Origin of the sequence: Stenotrophomonas sp. T8 (assembly GCF_051853085.1) — a bacterium.
GTDB classification, from domain to species: Bacteria; Pseudomonadota; Gammaproteobacteria; order Xanthomonadales; family Xanthomonadaceae; genus Stenotrophomonas; species Stenotrophomonas sepilia.
The window spans coordinates 4,012,242-4,031,974 of sequence record NZ_CP195329.1 but is presented as its reverse complement, the minus strand read 5'-3'; the positions used below and the strand labels follow the sequence as shown (position 1 = coordinate 4,031,974).

Annotated in this window: 10 protein-coding genes and 1 riboswitch; of the genes, 8 read left to right on the top strand and 2 right to left on the bottom strand. The window is 66.9% G+C overall.

Annotated features, from left to right (window positions below):
* The first annotated feature begins 244 nt into the window (after nucleotides 1-244).
* From ACSDHM_RS18655 to ACSDHM_RS18630, 6 genes are all read left to right on the top strand, one after another.
* Nucleotides 245-2,041: an autotransporter assembly complex protein TamA gene (locus ACSDHM_RS18655; protein ID WP_032954656.1), complete on the top strand. Its 1,797-nt coding sequence runs from the start codon at nucleotides 245-247 to the stop codon at nucleotides 2,039-2,041.
* Nucleotides 2,038-5,895, top strand: a complete 3,858-nt coding sequence (locus ACSDHM_RS18650; protein ID WP_439426484.1) for a translocation/assembly module TamB domain-containing protein — start codon at nucleotides 2,038-2,040, stop codon at nucleotides 5,893-5,895. Before ACSDHM_RS18655 ends, ACSDHM_RS18650 begins: the two co-directional genes overlap by 4 nt.
* A 189-nt stretch (nucleotides 5,896-6,084) precedes the next feature.
* Nucleotides 6,085-8,232, top strand: a complete 2,148-nt coding sequence (locus ACSDHM_RS18645; protein WP_228336657.1) for a S46 family peptidase — start codon at nucleotides 6,085-6,087, stop codon at nucleotides 8,230-8,232.
* Nucleotides 8,233-8,367: 135 nt separating this feature from the next.
* Entirely contained in the window at nucleotides 8,368-11,826 is a 3,459-nt protein-coding gene (locus ACSDHM_RS18640; protein ID WP_072168862.1) for a hybrid sensor histidine kinase/response regulator, read from the top strand.
* A 238-nt stretch (nucleotides 11,827-12,064) separates the two neighbouring features.
* Nucleotides 12,065-12,154: riboswitch (yybP-ykoY riboswitch) on the top strand.
* Nucleotides 12,155-12,243: 89 nt separating this feature from the next.
* Nucleotides 12,244-12,819 carry a manganese efflux pump MntP gene (locus ACSDHM_RS18635; protein WP_049449888.1) on the top strand — a complete coding sequence of 192 codons (576 nt, stop codon included), beginning with the start codon at nucleotides 12,244-12,246 and terminating at the stop codon, nucleotides 12,817-12,819.
* Nucleotides 12,820-12,966: 147 nt separating this feature from the next.
* Nucleotides 12,967-13,422 (top strand): REP-associated tyrosine transposase, encoded by a 456-nt coding sequence (locus ACSDHM_RS18630; protein ID WP_072168863.1) that lies wholly within the window; start codon nucleotides 12,967-12,969, stop codon nucleotides 13,420-13,422.
* Nucleotides 13,423-13,524: 102 nt separating this feature from the next.
* On the opposite strand, the gene ACSDHM_RS18625 is transcribed toward ACSDHM_RS18630, so the two are convergent.
* Nucleotides 13,525-14,190: a response regulator transcription factor gene (locus tag ACSDHM_RS18625; RefSeq protein ID WP_005420420.1), complete on the bottom strand. Its 666-nt coding sequence runs from the start codon at nucleotides 14,188-14,190 to the stop codon at nucleotides 13,525-13,527.
* Nucleotides 14,191-14,270: 80 nt separating this feature from the next.
* The gene (gene acs, locus ACSDHM_RS18620; RefSeq protein ID WP_228336662.1) at nucleotides 14,271-16,214 is read right to left on the bottom strand and encodes an acetate--CoA ligase; all 1,944 of its coding nucleotides are present in this window, start codon (nucleotides 16,212-16,214) and stop codon (nucleotides 14,271-14,273) included.
* A gap of 245 nt (nucleotides 16,215-16,459) precedes the next feature.
* Between acs and ACSDHM_RS18615 the strand changes: the two genes are divergently transcribed.
* Nucleotides 16,460-17,887, top strand: a complete 1,428-nt coding sequence (locus ACSDHM_RS18615) for a DcaP family trimeric outer membrane transporter (RefSeq protein ID WP_057494015.1) — start codon at nucleotides 16,460-16,462, stop codon at nucleotides 17,885-17,887.
* 127 nt (nucleotides 17,888-18,014) lie between these two features.
* Complete coding sequence (locus ACSDHM_RS18610; RefSeq protein ID WP_005420402.1) at nucleotides 18,015-19,676, top strand: MFS transporter; 1,662 nt, start codon at nucleotides 18,015-18,017, stop codon at nucleotides 19,674-19,676.
* Nucleotides 19,677-19,733: the final 57 nt, after the last annotated feature.

Sequence of the window (19,733 nt, the reverse complement as noted above, 5' to 3'; positions counted from 1 at the left end):
CGCCCGTATCGGTAGTGCCGGCCGCTGGCCGGCATTGCCCCCGATCTGTGGGGTGCCGGCCAGCGGCCGGCACTACCGGAACATCGCCGGCGTTGTCTATCGGGGTCATTGCCGACATCGTGGACGATGCCGGCATCCTGATTGGTCGGTTGCGACAATCGACACTTTGCGGTGTATTTTGACCGCCACTTAACAACCGATCCGCAATGACGTGATGCATTTCGCATCGTCACCTCCGGTCGGTATGCTGTGCCGCATGCAGCCAAAGAAATACGCCCTGCCGCTGATGGTCCTGTCGCTGGCCGCCACTTCCGTGGTCCATGCGCGCGGCACCATCGACAAGGTGGACATCAAGGGATTGGACAAGGGCGACGACGCCGCAATCATCGAGAACATCCAGGAATCGCTGTCGCTGTACGACACGATCGGCAAGGAGCAGGGCGAATCGCGCCTGGAGTATCTGCTGTCGCAGGCCGAGCGGCAGACCCGCCAGGCGCTGGAACCATTCGGGTACTACAACCCGGTGATCAAGGTCGAGGCGCCGCGCGAGGATGAGCACGTGCGCGTGCTGATCCATGTCGACAAGGGCGCCCCGGTGACCGTGCGCCGCGAGCACATCGACATCACCGGCCCGGCGATGTACGACCAGTACCTGCAGGACGACCTGGCCGCCTTCAAGCCGCGCAAGGGCCAGCGCTTCGAGCACACCCAGTACGAAGCCAGCAAGATCACCATCACCCGGCGCCTGGCCGAGCGTGGCTACTTCGATGCCGACTACACCCAGCGCCAGGTGCAGATCACCCGCGCCGACAACGCCGCCGACATCGACCTGACCTGGGACAGCGGCCGCCGCTACAACATGGGCCCGGTGCGCTTCGAGCAGGATTACTTCGTCGACAAGCTGTTCGATCCACTGGTGTACTGGGACCAGGGCAGCTACTACCACGAGGGCAAGCTGGACCGGCTGCGCGAGTCGCTGACCAAGCTGGACTACTTCAGCGTGATCGACATCCAGCCGCGCCCGGACCAGGCCGATGAAAACGGCGAAGTGCCGGTGGACGTGAAGCTGACCCGGGCCAAGCGCACCATCTACACCGCAGGCCTGAGCTACGGCAGCGAGAGCGGCCCGGGTGTGCGCGGTGGCATCGAGCGGCGGTTCCTGAACAACCGCGGCCACAAGATGAACACGCAGCTGGACTATGCGCAGAAGCGCAAGAGCCTGGTCACCAGTTACCGCATTCCGGCCTTCAACTGGCTTGATGGCTGGTACACCTTCGCCGCCAGCGCGTACGACGAGCAGACCGACTACATCGACCTGCGCAACTTCAAGCTGATCGCCAGCCGCAGCGGCGAGATCAACGAGCACTGGACCGCGATCGCCTCGATCAACGCGCTGCGCGAGCGCTGGCGCTATGCCTCCGGCACCGAATTCACCGACGCCGTCTACAACACCTCGACGCTGGTGTACCCGCAGATGGTTGCCGACTACGTCAACGTCGACGACGAGATGTTCCCGCGCAAGGGCATCAGCGGCGCGGCGACGGTGCGTGCCGGCGTGGAAGGCGCCGGCTCGGATACCAGCTTCGTGCAGGCCAATGCCGTGTTGCGCTGGTACATCCCGGTGGGTGAAAGCAATCGCCTGATCCTGCGCGGCGAGGGCGGCACCACCTGGACCAGCGATCTGGTGGCGATGCCGCCGAGCCTGCGCTATTTCGCCGGTGGTGACCGCAGCATCCGCGGCTACGCCTACCGTGAGGTCGGCCCGCGTACGCCGAAGCCGGACAAGTACGCGCTGGGTGCCAAGAACCTGGTGATCGGCTCGGCCGAGTACGAGCACTACTTCAACGGTGGCCCCTGGGGTGCGGCGGTGTTCGTCGATACCGGCAGTGCCTTCGACAACACCATCGACCTGCATACCGGCGTCGGCTTCGGCGTGCGCTGGAAATCGCCGGTGGGCCCGGTGCGCATCGACGTGGCGCACGGCCTGAACAACCCGGATTCGCAGTTCCAGCTGTACCTGAACATCGGAGCGGACCTGTGAGCACGCCCGCACCGACCCCGAACACCCCGCCGCCACGCGTGCGTTTCTATCGCCGTCGCCGCTTCTGGGCATGGTCCGGCGCCGGCGTGATCGGCCTGGTGCTGCTGGCCCTGCTGGCGGTGTACTGGCTGCTGCAGACCGTGGCCGGCCGTGACGTACTGCTGGCCCAGGTGGTGGCGCGGCTGCCGGTGGGTGCCAGCTTCACCTGGGACAAGGTGGAGGGTCCGGTGGCCGGACCGCTGACCCTGTACAACGTCGACTTCCGCTATGACGACATCCATTTCCACGCCGAGCGTGCGCACCTGGAGCCGGACCTGCGCCCGCTGCTGGGCCGCAAGCTGCTGCTGGACAAGCTGGAGCTGACCAACGCGACGTTGAACCTGGCCAAGAGCGATGAGCCGTTCAAGCTGCCGTCCTGGCCCGATTCCCTGCCGCAGATCGAGATGCCGCTGGCGATCCAGGCCGATGCCATCGCCATCGATGGCTTCCGCATCAGCCAGGCCAACGAACCGGTGATCGACGTCAGCCGCGTGCGCGGCGGCATCGAGATCGCGAACGGCGAGTTCCAGGCGCACAAGCTGGTGGTGGACAGTGACATGGGCAACTTCACTGCCCAAGGCCATTACATCCCGGCCAAGGACTACGACACCGACGTGACGGTGACGGCGGTGTTGCCGGCACCGCGTGGGCGCACGGCCGCTACCGTCGGCCTGGTCGCCCGCGGTGACCTGTCGCACATGGAAGTGGCGGTGGCCGGGCGTGCACCGAAGCCGCTGCACGCGATGCTGGTGTTCGATGGCCGCACCGACCCGACGTGGAATGCCAGCGTGCGCAGCGACGAGCTCGATCTGGCGCTTCTGTCGCCGGCATTGGCGAGCTCGGCGATCACGCCGTTGTCGCTGGATTTCACTGCTGCTGGCAAGGGCGGCAATGCCAGCCTGCGTGGCAAGGTGAAGCAGGGCGAGCAGGAACTGGAACTGGCACCGTCCGTGGTGTCATTGCAGGACCAGGTGCTGAAGGTTTCGCCGCTGCTGCTGAAGGGTCTCGGTGGCGAAGCCCGCCTGGAGGGTACCGCCGATTTCAGCCAGGAAGACCAGCAGAAGCTCAACTTCTCGGTGGTCGCGCGTGACCTGACCTATGTACCGGCGCCTGATCCGAACACCGCCGGCAGCGCGCCGGTGCCGGTCACTCTGAAGGAAGCACGCTTCGGCCTGGCCGGTACCCTGAAGGCCTGGGCGGCGATCGGCCGCGCCGAGGTCGAACGCGAAAAGCAGAAGGCGCAGCTGCACTTCGATGTGCGTGGCAACGACCAGGCCGCGTCGATCCACCAGCTGCAGGCGCAGACGCCGGGTGGGCAGCTGCAGGTGGAAGGCCAGGTGGCGTGGGCGCCGCAGCTGGACTGGGACGCCAAGGCCACGCTGAAGGACTTCGACCCCGGCTATTTCGTGCCAGGCTGGAATGGCCGCCTGTCCGGCAACCTGGCCTCCAAGGGCCGCCAGCTGCCGCCGCCAGCAAACGCGCTGCCGGGCACCGCCGGTACGCTGGAAGCCACGGTGGACCTGCCCTCGCTGAAGGGCATGCTGCGCCAGCGCAATCTCGACGCACAGGGCAAGTTCGCGCTGCAGGGCGCGCAGGGCCAGGGTGACCTGAAACTGGCGTTGGGCAGCAGCCGGGTGACCGCGTCGGGCAAGGTCGGCGACCGCCTCGACATCGATGCGCGTTTCGAGCCATTGCAGTTGAGCGACCTGCTGCCCGGCGCCGACGGTGGCCTGCGTGGCCAGGTACAGGTGAAGGGCCCGCGCGATGCGCCGGACATCACCGCCGACCTGGTCGGCAACAACCTCGACTGGGATGGCTACGGCGCCGAGAGCGTGAGTATCAAGGGCCGCCTGCCGTGGCGCGGCGACAGCGGCACGCTGGCGGTGCAGGGCCAGCAGGTCAACGCGGGCATGCTGCTGGAGCGGCTGAACATCGACGCGCAGGGCAGTGTGTCCAACCTGCGCCTGGCTGCGCAGACCCGCAACGAGATGGGTGCGGTCGAGCTGCAGGGCAGCGTGCGCCAGCAGGGCACGCAGTGGCGTGGCGAGCTGGCGTCGCTGCGCATCGCACCGGTGAAGGGCGATGCCTGGGCGCTGCGTGCACCGGCGGCGTTCGCGATCAACGGCAGCACCTACACGCTGTCCGAAGCCTGCCTGGCCGCCGCCAGCAGCGGCGCGCTGTGCGCACAGGCCAACTGGCCGCGCGAAGGCCTGGTGGTGCGCAGCGACGCGCTGCCGCTGGCGCTGGTGCAGCCGTGGTTGCCGCCGCAGTCCGGCCGCCGCATTTACCTTCGCGGCGATGTCAGCCTGGACGCGCAGATCCGCCCGCGCGGCAACGCTTGGGAAGGCCATGTGGAAGTGCGCTCGAAGGAAGGCGGCGTGCGCCTGGGTGAGAACCGCAACACTGTGGGCGATACCACCCGCGGCGAGCTGGTGCGCTATGACCAGTTCTCGCTGAAGCTCGACATGACCCCGGCCAGCATCAAGGGCTACCTGGGCATGGGCTTCCAGGGCAATGGCTTCGTCGACGCCAGGATGCAGACCGGCTGGGAAGCCAGTGCGCCGCTGAATGGTGAGCTCTACCTCAACATGTCGCGGCTGTACTGGCTGGAGCTGTTCTCGCCGGACATCGTGCGACCGACCGGCCTGATCGAAGGCCACGTCAGCCTGCGCGGGACGCGAGGCCAGCCGTCGCTGGGTGGCGACGCACAGCTGAGCAACTTCAAGGGTGAATTCCCGGCGCTCGGCCTGACCTTCGACCAGGGCAAGGGCAGCTTCGTGGCCCAGCCCGATGGTTCGGCCAAGATCACCGCGCAGGCCAACTCCGGCCAGGGCACGCTGTACGTGGACGGTGGCCTGTCGTGGTTCGGCGATGCGCAGCCGCTGCAGCTGAAGATCCATGGCGAGAACGTGCTGCTGTCCAACACCAGCGAACTGCGCATCGTCGCCAACCCCAACCTCGATTTCACCCTGGCCAAGGCGGCGATGGAGCTGCGCGGTACCGTGCACGTGCCCGAGGCCGACATCGACCTGGAACGCCTGGACCGCGGCACCTCGGTATCCGAAGACGTGGTGGTGCTCGACCCGGCCGATCCGGAAGAGTCGCGCACCTCGCCGCTGGACATGGACCTGACCGTCAGCCTGGGCGACAAGGTCAAGATGACCGGCTTCGGCCTGAAGGGCGCGCTGACCGGCAAGATGCAGGTCTGGGCCAAGCCCGGCCGCGAAATGACCGCCAATGGCGGCCTGGAAGTGAGCGGCCGCTACAAGGCGTATGGTCAGGACCTGACCATCACCCGCGGCAACCTCAACTGGAACTACAACGCGGTGTCCGACCCACGCATCAACATCCGCGCCGAGCGCCGCATCGGTGATGTCACCGCCGGCATCGACGTGACCGGGCGTGCCCAGCAACCGCGTGCCGACGTGTGGTCCGATCCGGCGATGTCGCAGTCCGAGGCACTGGCCTATCTGGTGCTGGGACGCAGCCTGACCGGCGCCAGCAGCGACCAGGCGCAGCAGGTCAACGCGGCCTCGGCGGCGCTCTCGGCTGGCAGTGGCCTGCTCGCCTCGCAGCTGGGTGCCAAGCTGGGCCTGGATGATGCAGGCGTGAGTCAGTCGCGCGCGCTGGGTGGTTCGGTGATCGGCGTCGGCAAGTACATCTCGCCCAAGCTTTACGTGGGTTACGGCGTGTCGCTGGTGGGCGCCGGTTCGGTGATCACGCTGAAGTACCTGCTGCGCCGCGGGTTTGATGTGGAAGTGGAATCGAGCACGGTGGAAAACCGTGGTTCGATCAACTGGCGGCGGGAGAAGTAACCCGCCGTGGCATCCCTGTAGAGCCGAGCCATGCTCGGCTTCTGCGCGCAGCGCGGGATGGTGGGGCGGGCAGAAGAGCAGCCGAGCGTGGGCTCGGCTCTACAGGTACGTGCCCCCAACCATTGGCCGTTGCCCCATCCGGCCCCAGCGGCTATGGTCCCGGGCTGTTCTGTCGTACCGGATTGCCTCATGTCGCCACGCAAAGCCCTTCCCACCGCCCTGGCCCTGGGCCTGACCCTTGCCGCTGGTGCCCACGCCGATGAAGGCATGTGGATGCCGACCCAGCTGCCGGACCTGGCCAAGCCGCTGCAGGCCGCTGGCTTCAAGGGCAATCCGGCCGACCTGGCCAACGTCACCGCGCCGCCGCTGAGCGCGGTGGTGCGCGCGGGCGGCGGCACCGGCTCGTTCGTGTCCAGCGACGGCCTGCTGCTGACCAATCACCACGTGGCGATGGGCGTGATCCAGTACAACAGCTCCCCAGAGCACGACCTGATCAACGGTGGCTTCATCGCCAGGGACCGTGCCGATGAGCGCCCGGCCAACCCGGACTTCCGCGTGCTGGTCACCGTCGGCTTCGACAAGGTGACCGACCAGGTGCTGGCGCAGGCCCGTGGCAAGACCGGCCGCGCGTACTTCGACGCCGTCGATGCGGCCAGCAAGCAGATCGTGGCCGAGTGCGAGAAGGACGGCAGCGTGCGCTGCTCGGTGGCCAACATGTACTACGGCACCGACTTCTACCGCATCGCCCAGCTGGAACTGAGCGACGTGCGCCTGGTGTACGCGCCGCCGCGTGCGATCGGCAACTATGGCGATGAGATCGACAATTTCATGTGGCCGCGCCACACCGGCGACTTCACCCTGCTGCGCGCCTATGTCGGCAAGGACGGCAAGCCGGCGCCCTACAGCAAGGACAACGTGCCCTACCAGGCGCCGGCACACCTGCAGATGTCGGTGGAAGGCCCGAAGGAAGGCGACTACGCGATGCTGGCCGGTTACCCGGGCATCACCTACCGCCACCGCACCGCTGCCGAGTTCGCCGGCCAGATCGACACCGTGCTGCCGCGCCGCGTGTCCGTGTTCCAGCAGATGATCGACACCATCGAGGCGGCAACCGCCAAGGACGCGCAGGCACGCACCCGCTACGCCTCGCAGCTGCAGTCACTGAAGAACAACCGCAAGCGCGCCGCCGGCGAGCTGGAAGGCCTGCTGCGCAGCGATGCCAAGGCCCAGCGTGCCGCCGACGAGACCGCGATGCTGGCCGCCACCGACCGCAGGTACCAAGGCGACATCAAGGCGCTGCTGGCCAACCTGTCACAGGGCGCGGCGGTGGGCGAGCGTGACCTGCTGCTGGACCAGATGGCCGCACAGAGCCAGTTGCTGCGCTCGGCGCTGCTGCTGGAGCGCCTGCGCATCGAATCGGCCAAACCGGACGCGCAGCGCGAGAGCGGTTACCAGCAGCGCGACCAGGCGATGATCGAAGGCGTGCTCAAGCAGGTCCAGCGCCGCTACGCACCGGAGGTCGAGAAGGCCCTGCTGACCACCCTGCTGACCCGTTACCAGCAGCTGCCGGACGCGCAGCGCGTGGCCGAGTTCGACGCCGCCTTCGGCCGTACCCCGCAGCAGCTGGCCAAGGCACTGGACACCCTGTACGCCGGCACCCAGCTGGGTGACGAGGCGCAGCGCCTGTCGCGCTTCGCGGCTGCGCGCGAAGGCAAGGCCCTGGCCGCCGATCCGTTGATCGCTGTGGCCGGCCCGCTGGTGGCCGCGCAGCTGCGCATCGAGAACGAAAGCAAGACCCGCGAGGGCGAGCAGCTGCGCCTGCGCCCGGCCTACATGCAGGCGCTGTTCGCCTGGCGTGCCAAGCAGGGCCGCGCCGTGTACCCGGATGCCAACCGCACCCTGCGCATCAGCTACGGCAAGGTCGAGGCACTGCACCCGCGCGATGGCGTGACCTACTCGCCGGTGACCACCGTGGCCGGCATCGTCGAGAAGAACACCAGCGCCTATCCGTTCGACGCACCCAAGCCGCTGCTGGCCGCGATCGCCAAGGGTGACTTCGGCAGCACCGCCGATCCGGCACTGAACACCCAGACGGTCAACTTCCTGACCAACCTGGACACCACCGGCGGCAACTCCGGCTCGCCGGTGCTCAATGCCAAGGGCGAACTGATCGGCCTGAACTTCGACAGCAACTGGGAGTCGGTCAGCGCCAGCTGGTGGTTCGACCCGCGCTACAAGCGCGCCGTGCACGTGGACATGCGCTACCTGCGCTGGCTGCTGGCCAAGGTCTACCCGGCGCCGGAACTGCTGAAGGAAATGGGCGTGCCGGCCCAGTAAGAAGCCGGCCACGACCCACGGTCGTGGCCCGCACCGCGTAGGCCCCCACCCGGGTGGGGGTGGTTGCCCCCAACGCGCCCGCACCCCCGGCCACGCCTGGCCTACACTGCGGGTTCTTCCCACGGAAACGCACGCGTGGTCTCCAGCTGGATCCTGCTGCTGGTCTCGGTTGCCTACGCCGCGCTGCTGTTCGGCGTGGCGTGGTGGGGCGACCGTCGGCCGATGTACCCCGACCGGCCGTGGCTGCGGCCGGTGGTCTACAGCCTGGCGCTGGCCGTGTACTGCTCCTCGTGGACGTTCTACGGCGCGGTGGGTACCGCCGTGCGCAATGGCGTGGGCTACCTGCCGATCTACATCGGCCCGCTGCTGCTGCTGTTGTTCGGCTGGCGCATCATCGAGCGCCTGGCGCTGATCGCACGCAGCCAGAACGTGGTCTCCATCGCCGATTTCATCTCCTCGCGCTTCGGTCGCTCGCGGCGGCTGGCGGCGCTGGTGGCGATCATCGCGCTGATCGGCATCATTCCGTACCTGGCGTTGCAGTACAAAGCGGTGGCGATGAGCCTGCAGGTACTGACCGGCAACACCGGCCCCACCGGCTTCTTCACCGACCCGGCGCTGTACGTGGCGCTGCTGATGGCGCTGTTCGCCACCCTGTTCGGCACCCGCCAGGTCGATGCCACCGAGCACCACCACGGCATGATGCTGGCGATCGCCTTCGAATCGGTGATCAAGCTGCTGGCGATGCTGGCGGTGGGCGTGTTCGCCTACCTGTGGCTGAGCAACCGCACCGACGCGGTGGTCGAGTCGGTGCATACGCTGTTCACCGGCCTGCCGCCGGTCGGCTTCATCTCGCAGACTCTGCTCAGTTTCCTCGCCATCATCTGCCTGCCGCGCCAGTTCCACGTGGCCGTGGTCGAGTGCGGTGACGTGCGCGACGTGCGCCGCGCGCGCTGGATGTTCGGCGGTTACCTGGTGCTGATCTCGGGCATGGTGCTGCCGATCGCCACCGCCGGCGTCACCCTGTTCGGCACCGGCGGCAGCGTCGCCGACGATTCGATGGTGCTGGCGCTGCCGTTGGCCGAAGGCCGCAATGCGCTGGCGCTGATCGCCTACGTGGGCGGCTTCTCGGCGGCCACCGGCATGGTCATCGTCTCGTCCATCGCGCTGGCGACCATGGTCAGCAACGACCTGGTGATGCCGGTGCTGCTGCGTCGGAGCGGTGACCACCAGGAAGCCGCCGACGTCGCCTCGCGCGTGCTGTGGATCCGCCGCCTGGCGATCCTGCTGCTGGCGCTGATGGCCTACAGCTACTACCGCACCAGCAGCAACGACAGCACGCTGGCCTCGTACGGCCTGATGGCGTTCGCAGCGGTGGCGCAGTTCGCGCCCGGCCTGATCGGCGGCCTGTACTGGCGCGGTGCCAGCCGGCGCGGCGTCGAAGTGGGCATGCTGCTGGGCTTCGCCACCTGGCTGTACACCCTGCTGCTGCCGGCGATGACCATGGCCGGCTGGGTCGACGCCGCCTGGGTGCAGCACGGCCCGTTCGGCATCGAGTGGCTGCGTCCGCAGCAGCTGTTCGGCATGTCCGGCTGGGATCCGCTGACCCACGGCACGTTCTGGTCGCTGCTGGTCAATGCGGCGACGATGATGCTGGTGTCCGCGCGCTGGCGGCCCGGCGTCGACGAGCGCCTGCGTGCGGCACCGTTCCTCGACCCGTATGCCGAGCGCCCGTCGGTGGCCGGCGGCTGGCCCGGCCACGTGCATGTGGGCGACCTGCTGGCGCTGGCCTCGCGCGTGGTCGGCGAACGTCATGCGCGGCGTTCGTTCTTCGAGCAGGCGCAGTCACTGGGCCGTGAACTGCAATCCTCCGCGCCTGCAGACCGCCCGTGGGTGCAGTTCACCGAACGCCTGCTGGCCGCGTCGATCGGCGCGGCGTCCGCACGCCTGCTGCTGACCAGCCTGCTGCGTGGCTCGGGCATGGACCTGGGTGAAGTGGTGGCGGTACTGGACGAAGCCGGGCAGGAACTGCGCTTCAACCGCGAGATCCTGTCGACCACGCTGGAGAACATCAGCGCCGGGGTCAGCGTGGTCGATCCGGACATGCGCCTGACCGCATGGAACCGCCGCTACCAGGACATGTTCGGCTACCCCGACGGCATGCTCTACGTGGGCCGCCCGGTGGCCGACCTGATCCGCTACAACGCCGAGCGCGGCGAGCTGGGCGAGGGCGATATCGAAGTGCAGATCAACCGCCGCATCGGTTACATGCGCGCCGGTTCGCCGCACGTGTTCGAGCGCACCCGCAGCGACGGCAAGGTGATCGAGATGCGCGGCCAGGCGCTGCCGGGCGGCGGCTACGTGACCAGCTACAACGACATCACCGACTACAAGCACGCTGAAAGGGCGCTGCTTGAAGCCAACGAGACGCTGGAACAGCGCGTGGCCGAGCGCTCGCATGAGGCCGAGGTCGCGCAGCAGTCGAAGACGCGCTTCCTGGCGGCGATCAGCCACGACGTGCTGCAGCCGCTGAACGCAGCACGCCTGTTCGCTTCGGCACTGCGCGACAGTGATCACGTGAGCGACGAGCAGAAGCATCTTGCCGAGCGCGTGGATGCATCGCTGCGTGCGGCCGAAGAACTGCTTGATGGCCTGCTGGACGTGTCGCGGCTGGATGCCGGTGGCCTGCACCCGGTGATCGGCGAATTCGACGTGAGTGCGTTGATGCGCGAGCTGGCGGCGCAGTACACCCCGGTCGCTGCGGGTCGCGGTCTGCGCCTGGACCTGTTCACGCGTCCGGCCTGGGTGCGCAGTGACCGCCGCCTGCTGCGCCGCGTACTGCAGAACTTCCTGGCCAATGCGCTGCGCTACACACGCCAGGGGCGCATCGTGCTGGCCGTGCGCCAGCGCGGCGACGAGGTGGAACTGCAGGTGTGGGACACCGGCCCGGGCATTCCCGAACACCACATGCGGCAGATCTTCGACGAGTTCCACCGCTACCAGCAGCCGTTCGACTGGGGCGAGCAGGGGTTGGGCCTGGGCCTGTCGATCTGCCAGCGCATCTCGCGCCTGCTTGATCATCGGTTGAACGCACGCAGCCGCGTCGGCAAGGGCTCGATGTTCTCGATCATCCTGCCGCGGGTGGCGCCACTACCCGGGTATACCGAGTTGGCCACGCCGGTGCAGGCCGTGCCCGCACCGGTGCGCAGCGATTCGCTGGCGGGCCTGCGGGTGTTGTGCGTGGACAACGACGAGGAAATCCTCGACGGCATGCGCGCGCTGCTCGGCCGCTGGCAGGTGCAGGTGATCACTGCCGCCACCGTCGACCAGGCGCTGGAGAAGATTGCCGAGCGTCCGCAGGTGATGCTGGTGGACTACCACCTGCACGATCGCATGGATGGCCTCGATGCGCTGGTGGCGCTGCGCGAGGCGGCCGGCTATCCGCTGCCGGGTGCGCTGCTGACCGCCGATGGCCGCGACGAACTGAAGCGGATGGCACGCGAGCGTGGCTACCGCGTGCTGACCAAGCCGATCAAGCCGGCCTCGCTGCGCGCCTTCCTCGGCGCGCTGCGCGACGCCGGCAACAGCGATGCCTGATGGCAATGTAGAGCCGAGTCCGCACTCGGCTGCTGCGCGGAACATGGTGTTCCGTGGGCCGGCCGAACAGCAGCCGAGCATTGGCTCGGCTCTACAAAAATCCAGTTGCGGGGGCCCTCTGTAGAGCCGAGCCCGCGCGCAGCGACGTGCTGATATAGCCATCGCTATACAAACCAGCCCTGCCTGCGCGTTTCGATGGAAATGCGCCACGCGTGGATCGCGATGCTAAGCTTCGCGTCCCCTTGGGGAGTAGCCGGATTCCTTCGCAGGAATCGTCCACGTCAACATACTCGGCCAGTGCGCCGTGGCGTGGACAACCATGATGGTTGGCGAGACCAGCGGCCCGCGCGCGCAACGTCAGGTTGGGCGCGAGCGCCGGCCGTGCGTCCGTCCTAGCCCGACCTTCAGCAGTCGCCAATGTCCCCCATCTCGATCCTCCTGATCGGCTTTGCCATGTCCACCGATGCCTTTGCCGCCGCGATCGGCAAGGGCGCGGCCATGCGCAAGCCGGTGTTCCGCGATGCCTTGCGTGCCGGCATCATCTTCGGCGTCATCGAGGCGATCACGCCCATCATCGGCTGGCTGCTCGGCCGCGCCGCCCTGCAGTATGTCGAAGCCTTCGACCACTGGATCGCGTTCGGCCTGCTCGGCGCGCTGGGCATCCACATGATCTACAACGGCCTGCGCCCGGACAGTGCTGACGAAGACGAAGACCCCTCGCAGCACCACGGCTTCTGGAAGCTGGCGTTGACCGGTTTCGCCACCAGCATCGATGCGATGGCGGTGGGCATCGGCCTGGCCTTCATGGACGTGCATATCGGCGTGATGGCCGCGGTCATCGGCCTGTGCACGCTGACCATGGTCACCGCCGGCATCATGCTCGGCCGCGTGCTGGGCAGCATGGTCGGCAAGCGTGCCGAGATCATCGGTGGCGTGATCCTGGTGATCATCGGCGCGACGATCCTGTACGAACACCTGCACGGCGTGGGGTGAGCAGGGAAACCTGTAGAGCCGAGCCCACGCTCGGCTGCTTTGCATGGCAGCCGAGCATGGGCTCGGCTCTACATCAGGGTGTTGGCTGACAAGCATTGCGGTGTTGCACTGATGGAGAGACTGGCATGCGTGCCATAGCCTCTTCGCATGGCCAGTCCCGCACTCCGTTATGGTCGTTGGTCGCATACCGGCAATGTCTATGCACTTACCACGGTGACGCATGCGCGTCGTCCCTGGTTCAGTGACAAGGCCAACGTCGATCTGCTGATCGAAGCCCTGCGCACCGTAGAGCGGACTGGGCGGACCTCCTCCCTCGCCTGGGTGGTGATGCCGGATCATCTGCACTGGCTGTTCGAACTCCGTACCGGCACGCTCGTCGGCTGCATGCAGATCCTCAAATCACGGAGCGGGCGTTCCATCGGCAGGCGCACTGAGGCGAACGCGCCGATCTGGCAGCCGGGATACTACGATCATGCGCTGCGCGGCGATGAGTGCCTGCGCACGCAGGCGATGTACATCGCGGCCAATCCCGTGCGTGCTGGGCTGGCCACGCGCATCGGGGAATACCCCTATGTGTGGAGTCGATGGTTGCTTGAGGAGTGATTGGTATTGAGGCAAAGAGCAGCCGAGCGTGGGCTCGGCTCTACAGGGGCATCATGACGTCTGTAGAGCCGAGCCCATGCTCGGCTCCGCAGTCCGTCACCTTCAGTCTTCTTCCGGCGGCAGCACGATGGCGTCGTCGTCGATCGCCAGCTTGCCGGCCATCAGCACGGCCTGGGTGCGGTTGGTCACGCCGAGCTTGCGCAGGATGGCGGTGACGTGGGCCTTGATCGTCGCTTCGGAGACGTTGAGGTCGTAGGCGATCTGCTTGTTCAAGCGGCCGGCGCCGAGCATCTGCAGGACGCGGAACTGCTGCGGGGTCAGCTCGCGCAGGCGCTGGCCGACTTCGCGTTCTTCGCTGCCGGTGGGCGGCACGTTGTGCGCTTCCGGCGGTGCCCAGGTCTCGCCATCGAGGATGGTGCCCAACGCATGGCCGATGGTGTCCGAATCCGCAGACTTCGGGATGAAGCCCAGCGCACCGTGGTCGAGCGCGCGGCGCATCACCGTGGCCTCTTCGCGCGCGGACACCACCACCACTGGCAGCTGGGGGTGCAGTGAGCGCATGTGCACCAGTGCGTTGAAACCCTGCGCACCGGGCATGTTGAGATCCATCAGGACCAGGTCGGCGTCGTTGTGCTGGTCGGCCAGCGCGTACAGCGCTTCCACGCTGTCGGCCTCGAACAGCTGCACGCCCGGGATGACCCGCTGCACGGCGCCGCGCAGGGCTTCGCGGAACAGCGGGTGGTCATCGGCAATCAGGAGGGTGGTCATGGTCGGGGGGAACCGTGGGGGAAAGCAGATGGGGTCAGAGCCCTTTCCTTGAGCAAAGGGATCCGACCCCGGGTCGTACGTCATCGCACCTTGCGCTCGTCCACCAGCGACGCCACCACCGATGGATCGGCCAGGGTCGAGGTGTCGCCGAGCTGGTCCGGTGCGTTCTCGGCGATCTTGCGCAGGATGCGGCGCATGATCTTGCCCGAGCGGGTCTTCGGCAGGCCCGGCGCCCACTGCAGGTGGTCCGGTGTGGCGATCGGGCCGATCTCCTTGCGCACCCAGGCGATCAGTTCCTTGTGCAGCTCATCGCTCGGCGCCTCTTCGGCCACCAGGGTGACGTAGGCGTAGATGCCCTGGCCCTTGACGTCGTGCGGGAAGCCCACGACCGCCGCTTCGGCCACCTTCGGATGCGAGACCAGCGCGCTTTCCACTTCGGCGGTGCCGATGCGGTGGCCGGACACATTGATCACATCGTCGACGCGGCCGGTGATCCAGTAATAGCCGTCCTCGTCGCGGCGGCAACCGTCGCCGGTGAAGTAGCTGCCGGGGTAGGTGCGGAAATACGTATCGATGAAACGCTGGTGGTCGCCGTACACCGTGCGCATCTGGCCCGGCCAGGAGTCACGGATGATCAGGTTGCCCTCGGTCGGGCCGTCCTGGATCTCGCCATCGGCATTGACCAGCGCCGGCTGCACGCCGAAGAAGGGCAGGGTGGCCGACCCCGGCTTGAGGTCCATCGCACCGGCCAGCGGCGAGATCAGGATGCCGCCGGTCTCGGTCTGCCACCAGGTATCGACGATCGGGCAGCGGCTGTCGCCGACCACTTCGTAGTACCAGCGCCAGGCTTCCGGGTTGATCGGCTCGCCGACGCTGCCGAGCAGGCGCAGCGACGCGCGCGAGGTCTTCTTCACCGGCTCCTCGCCCTCGCGCATCAGCGCACGGATGGCGGTCGGGGCGGTGTAGAAGATGGTCACCTTGTGCTTGTCGATGACGTTCCAGAAGCGCGAGGTGTCCGGATAGTTCGGCACGCCTTCGAACATCAGCGAGGTCGCACCGTTGGCCAGTGGCCCGTACACGATGTAGCTGTGGCCGGTGACCCAGCCGACGTCGGCGGTGCACCAGTAGATGTCGTCCTCGCGCAGGTCGAACACCGCTTCATGGGTGCAGGCCGCGTACAGCAGATAGCCGCCGGTGGTGTGCAGCACGCCCTTCGGCTTGCCGGTGGAACCGGAGGTGTAGAGGATGAACAGCGGATCTTCCGCGTTCATGCGTTCCGGTTCGCAGGTGGCCGGCTGGCTGTCCACCACATCGTGGAACCAGCGGTCGCGCGGGGCCTGCATGTCCACCGCGCCGCCGGTGTGGCGCACCACCAGCACGGTTTCAACCGTGTTCGTGCCCGGCAGCTTCAGCGCGGCATCAACGTTGGCCTTCAGCGGAATCCTGCGGCCACCGCGCAAGCCTTCGTCGGCGGTGATGATCAGCTTGCTCTGGCAGTCGCTGACGCGGTCGGCGATCGAGTTCGGCGCGAAGCCACCAAACACCACCGAGTGGATCGCACCGATGCGCGCGCAGGCCAGCATGGCCACCGCAGCATCGATGATCATCGGCAGGTAGATGGTGACGCGGTCGCCCTTTTTGACCCCGAGGTTGCGCAGCGCATTGCCGAGGCGGCAGGTGCGCTCATACAGCTCGCGATAGGTCACGTGCTGGGCCGGTGCATCCGGGCCGTCCGGCTCGAACAGCAGGGCGGTCTTGTCGCCGCGCGTCTCGAGCTGGCGATCCAGGCAGTTCACGCTGGCATTGAGCTCACCATCCTCGAACCACTTGATGTGGAAGTCGGACAGGTCGTAGCTGACGTTCTTGATCTTCGTCGGCTTGCGCATCCATTGCAGGCGCTCGGCGGCCTTGCCCCAGAATCCATCCGGGTCGGTTACCGACGCCTGGTACTGCTGTTCATAGGTCTTCTTGTCGATGCGTGCCTTGGCGGCGAACTGCGGATCGACGGGGTAGATATCAGCCATGGCACCCTCACTTGCACGTTGACTTTGTATGTGCGGTCGCAGCATCGCAACGACCAATCCCCCTCAGTTTGCCCCATCCACCCCCGGCCGCGTCACCACCCTGGTTAGACCATGGTCGAAAGTGAGCGCCCTGCAGGGCCGGGTTCGACCAATGGCGAATAGCCGCTATACATAATCGCCCCGCAGTCTCGGCTCGACCGTGCCCCACGCGCGGCATCACCTTGCCACTTGGGAGAGAGGGCAACATGAGCCACCGTACGTTGAAAGCCGTGCGCACACCTTTGGCGGCCTGCCTGCTGGTCGCCCTGGTCGCACCGGGCATGGCGTTCGCAGAGACCGCCAAAGAGAAGGCACTGGAAGCACGCGTTGCCGAACTGGAACGCCAGGTCCAGCTGCTGCTGTCTTCGCAGCAACAACAACAGACCCAGATCAGCCAGACCCAGCAGGCGGTGACCGAAGTCCGCACGGTGCAGGCCGGGCAGAAGCCGGTCGCACAGGTGCCGGCCGGCAAGCAGCCGATCCAGGTCACCACCCTCACCCCGGGCGCGGCACCGGGCACGACGGTCAAGATCGGCGGCTTCATCAAGGCCGACTTCCTGGCCACCCAGACCAGCGATGGCCAGCTGGCCGATGACGCCACCGGCCGCTCGCTGTACCTGCCGGGCCAGACCCCGGTGGAAGGCGCTGGCGGCAGCGGCAAGCGGTCGGGCACCGATTTCAACGCCCATGCCAAGTTCTCGCGCTTCAACCTGGGCATCGACAACGTCAGCGAATCGGGCAACAAGGCCGGTGCGTTCTTCGAGATGGACTTCTTCGGCAACTCGCTGGGCAACCAGACCGCCACCAATACCTACGGCGTGACCCTGCGCCACGCCTACATGTACTGGAACAACTGGCTGGCCGGCCAGACCTGGTCCAACTTCATGGACGCGGCCGCACTACCCGAAGCGGTCGACTTCGTCGGCCCCACCGACGGCGTGATCTTCGTGCGCCAGGCGCAGGTGCGCTACACCCAGGGTGGCTTCAGCGTCGCGCTGGAAAACCCGGAAACCACCACCCTCACCGGCACCCGCAACCCGGTCACCGGCGCCTGGACCAACGCCAGCGCCAACTCCGACCGTGGCAGCCTGCCCGACCTGACCCTGCGCTATGGTTGGAAGGGCGACTGGGGCACCTTCGGTGTCGGCGGCATCGTCCGCCAGTTGAAGGTCGACAACCAGGCGACCGGCGCGAAGGCCGACAAGGTGGCCGGCGGCCTGACCCTGGGCGGCAAGTGGGTGATGGGTGACAGCGATTCGCTGCATTACCAGCTGACCGGTGGCGAAGGCATCGCCCGCTACATCGGCCTGGGCATCACTGCCGATAGTGCCTATGACGTGGCCCGCGACGAACTCAACCCGACCGGCGTGCTGGCCGGCTATGTCGGCTGGCGGCATGCGTTCTCGCCGAAGCTGCGCACCAACCTGATCTACGCGCGCAGCGACTACGACAACGACAGCATCCTCGGCCCGCTGGTGACCAAGAGCGTGCAGAGCATCCGCGGCAACATCTTCTATTCGCCGCTGCCCAAGGTCGATATCGGCGCCGAGCTGATGTATGGCCGTCGCGAAGTGGAGAACGGCAACAAGGGTGACATCACCCGGTTGCAGTTCACTACGAAGTACAGCTTCTAAGAGCGTGCCGGCCAGCGGCCGGCACCTACCGAGATGGGGTGCCGGCCAAGGTCGGCATCTACCGAATTGAGTGCCGACCAACGGTCGGCACCCACCAACAACGATTGCTTCGGAGGGGAAGCGTCCCATGTCCAGTACACCCAGCACCGCACATAAAGCGGGCACCCTGACCAAGGGCCACAAGAAGGTCATCTTCGCCTCGAGCCTCGGCACGGTCTTCGAGTGGTATGACTTCTTCCTGTACGGCTCGCTCGCGGCCATCATCGCCAAGCAGTTCTTCAGTGGCGTCAATGAAACCACGGGCATGATCTTCGCCCTGCTGGCGTTCGCCGCCGGCTTCTTCGTGCGCCCGTTCGGCGCGGCCTTCTTCGGCAGCCTCGGCGACCGCATCGGCCGCAAGTACACCTTCCTGGTCACCATCCTGATCATGGGCATCTCGACCTTCCTGGTCGGCGTGCTGCCCAACTACGCCTCGATCGGGTTTGCCGCACCGGTGATCCTGATCATCCTGCGCCTGGCCCAGGGCCTGGCGATGGGCGGCGAGTACGGCGGTGCCGCCACCTATGTGGCCGAGCACGCGCCGGACGACAAGCGCGGCCTGTACACCAGCTTCATCCAGTGCACCGCCACGCTGGGCCTGTTCCTGTCGCTGCTGATCATCCTGGCCTGCCGCATGACCCTGGGCAACGAGGCGTTCGAGGCCTGGGGCTGGCGCATCCCGTTCCTGGTGTCGATCCTGCTGCTGGGCATTTCGGTATGGATCCGCCTGCAGCTGAGCGAATCGCCGCTGTTCCAGCAGATGAAGGCTGAAGGCAAGGGCTCCAAGACCCCGTTCCGCGACAGCCTGAAGGGCGGCAACCTGAAGCTGATGCTGCTCGTCCTGCTCGGTGCGGCGGCTGGCCAGGCCGTGGTCTGGTACGGCGGACAGTTCTACGCGCTGTTCTTCCTCAGCAGCATGCTGAAGGTCGATGCCACCACCTCCTACCTGCTGATCGCCGCAGCGCTGGCACTGGGCACGCCGTTCTTCATCTTCTTCGGCTGGCTGTCCGACCGCATCGGCCGCAAGAAGATCATCCTGGCCGGCTGCCTGCTGGCGGCCATCACCTACATCCCGATCTTCAAGGGCCTGACCCACTTCGCCAACCCGGCCATCGAAGAAGCCCGCAGCAGCTCCCCGGCACTGGTCGTCGCCGATCCGGCCACCTGCTCGTTCCAGTTCGATCCGGTGGGCCTGCGCAAGTTCACCAGCTCCTGCGACGTGGCGACCGCCGCGTTGACCAAGGCCGGTGTGCCGTACGACGTGCAGCCCGCCGCCGCCGGTTCGCTGGCGATGGTGAACGTGGGCAGTGCCAGCGTCACCTCGTATGAGGCCGCCGGCCTGACCAAGGAAGAAGGCAAGGCCAAGGCCGATGCGTTCGGCGCGGAACTGAAGACCGCCCTGACCTCTGCCGGCTACCCGGCCAAGGCCGATGGCGCACGCATCAACATCGCCGGCACCATCTTCATGCTGTGGCTGCTGGTGCTGTACGTGACCATGGTCTACGGCCCGATCGCCGCCTACCTGGTGGAACTGTTCCCGACCCGTATCCGCTACACCTCGATGTCGCTGCCGTACCACATCGGCAACGGCTGGTTCGGTGGCTTCCTGCCGGCCATCTCGTTCGCGCTGGTGGCCGGTACCGGCAACCTGTACTACGGCCTGTGGTACCCGATTGCGATCGCACTGATGTCGGTGGTGATCGGCGGCCTGTTCCTGCGCGAGACCAAGAACGTGGATATCACCAAGTAACCGGCGTGCCGACCAACGGTCGGCACCCACCGGGTTTCAGGGGCCGCGGTGCAGACC

What these genes read in the sequence shown, in the direction of transcription:
- ACSDHM_RS18655 (WP_032954656.1), top strand. Translation starts at nt 245, where the DNA reads ATGCTGTGCCGCATGCAGCCAAAGAAATACGCCCTGCCGCTGATGGTC.
- ACSDHM_RS18645 (WP_228336657.1), top strand. Translation starts at nt 6,085, where the DNA reads ATGTCGCCACGCAAAGCCCTTCCCACCGCCCTGGCCCTGGGCCTGACC.
- ACSDHM_RS18635 (WP_049449888.1), top strand. Translation starts at nt 12,244, where the DNA reads ATGTCCCCCATCTCGATCCTCCTGATCGGCTTTGCCATGTCCACCGAT.
- ACSDHM_RS18630 (WP_072168863.1), top strand. Translation starts at nt 12,967, where the DNA reads ATGGCCAGTCCCGCACTCCGTTATGGTCGTTGGTCGCATACCGGCAAT.
- ACSDHM_RS18625 (WP_005420420.1), bottom strand. Translation starts at nt 14,190, where the DNA reads ATGACCACCCTCCTGATTGCCGATGACCACCCGCTGTTCCGCGAAGCC.
- acs (WP_228336662.1), bottom strand. Translation starts at nt 16,214, where the DNA reads ATGGCTGATATCTACCCCGTCGATCCGCAGTTCGCCGCCAAGGCACGC.
- ACSDHM_RS18615 (WP_057494015.1), top strand. Translation starts at nt 16,460, where the DNA reads ATGAGCCACCGTACGTTGAAAGCCGTGCGCACACCTTTGGCGGCCTGC.
- ACSDHM_RS18610 (WP_005420402.1), top strand. Translation starts at nt 18,015, where the DNA reads ATGTCCAGTACACCCAGCACCGCACATAAAGCGGGCACCCTGACCAAG.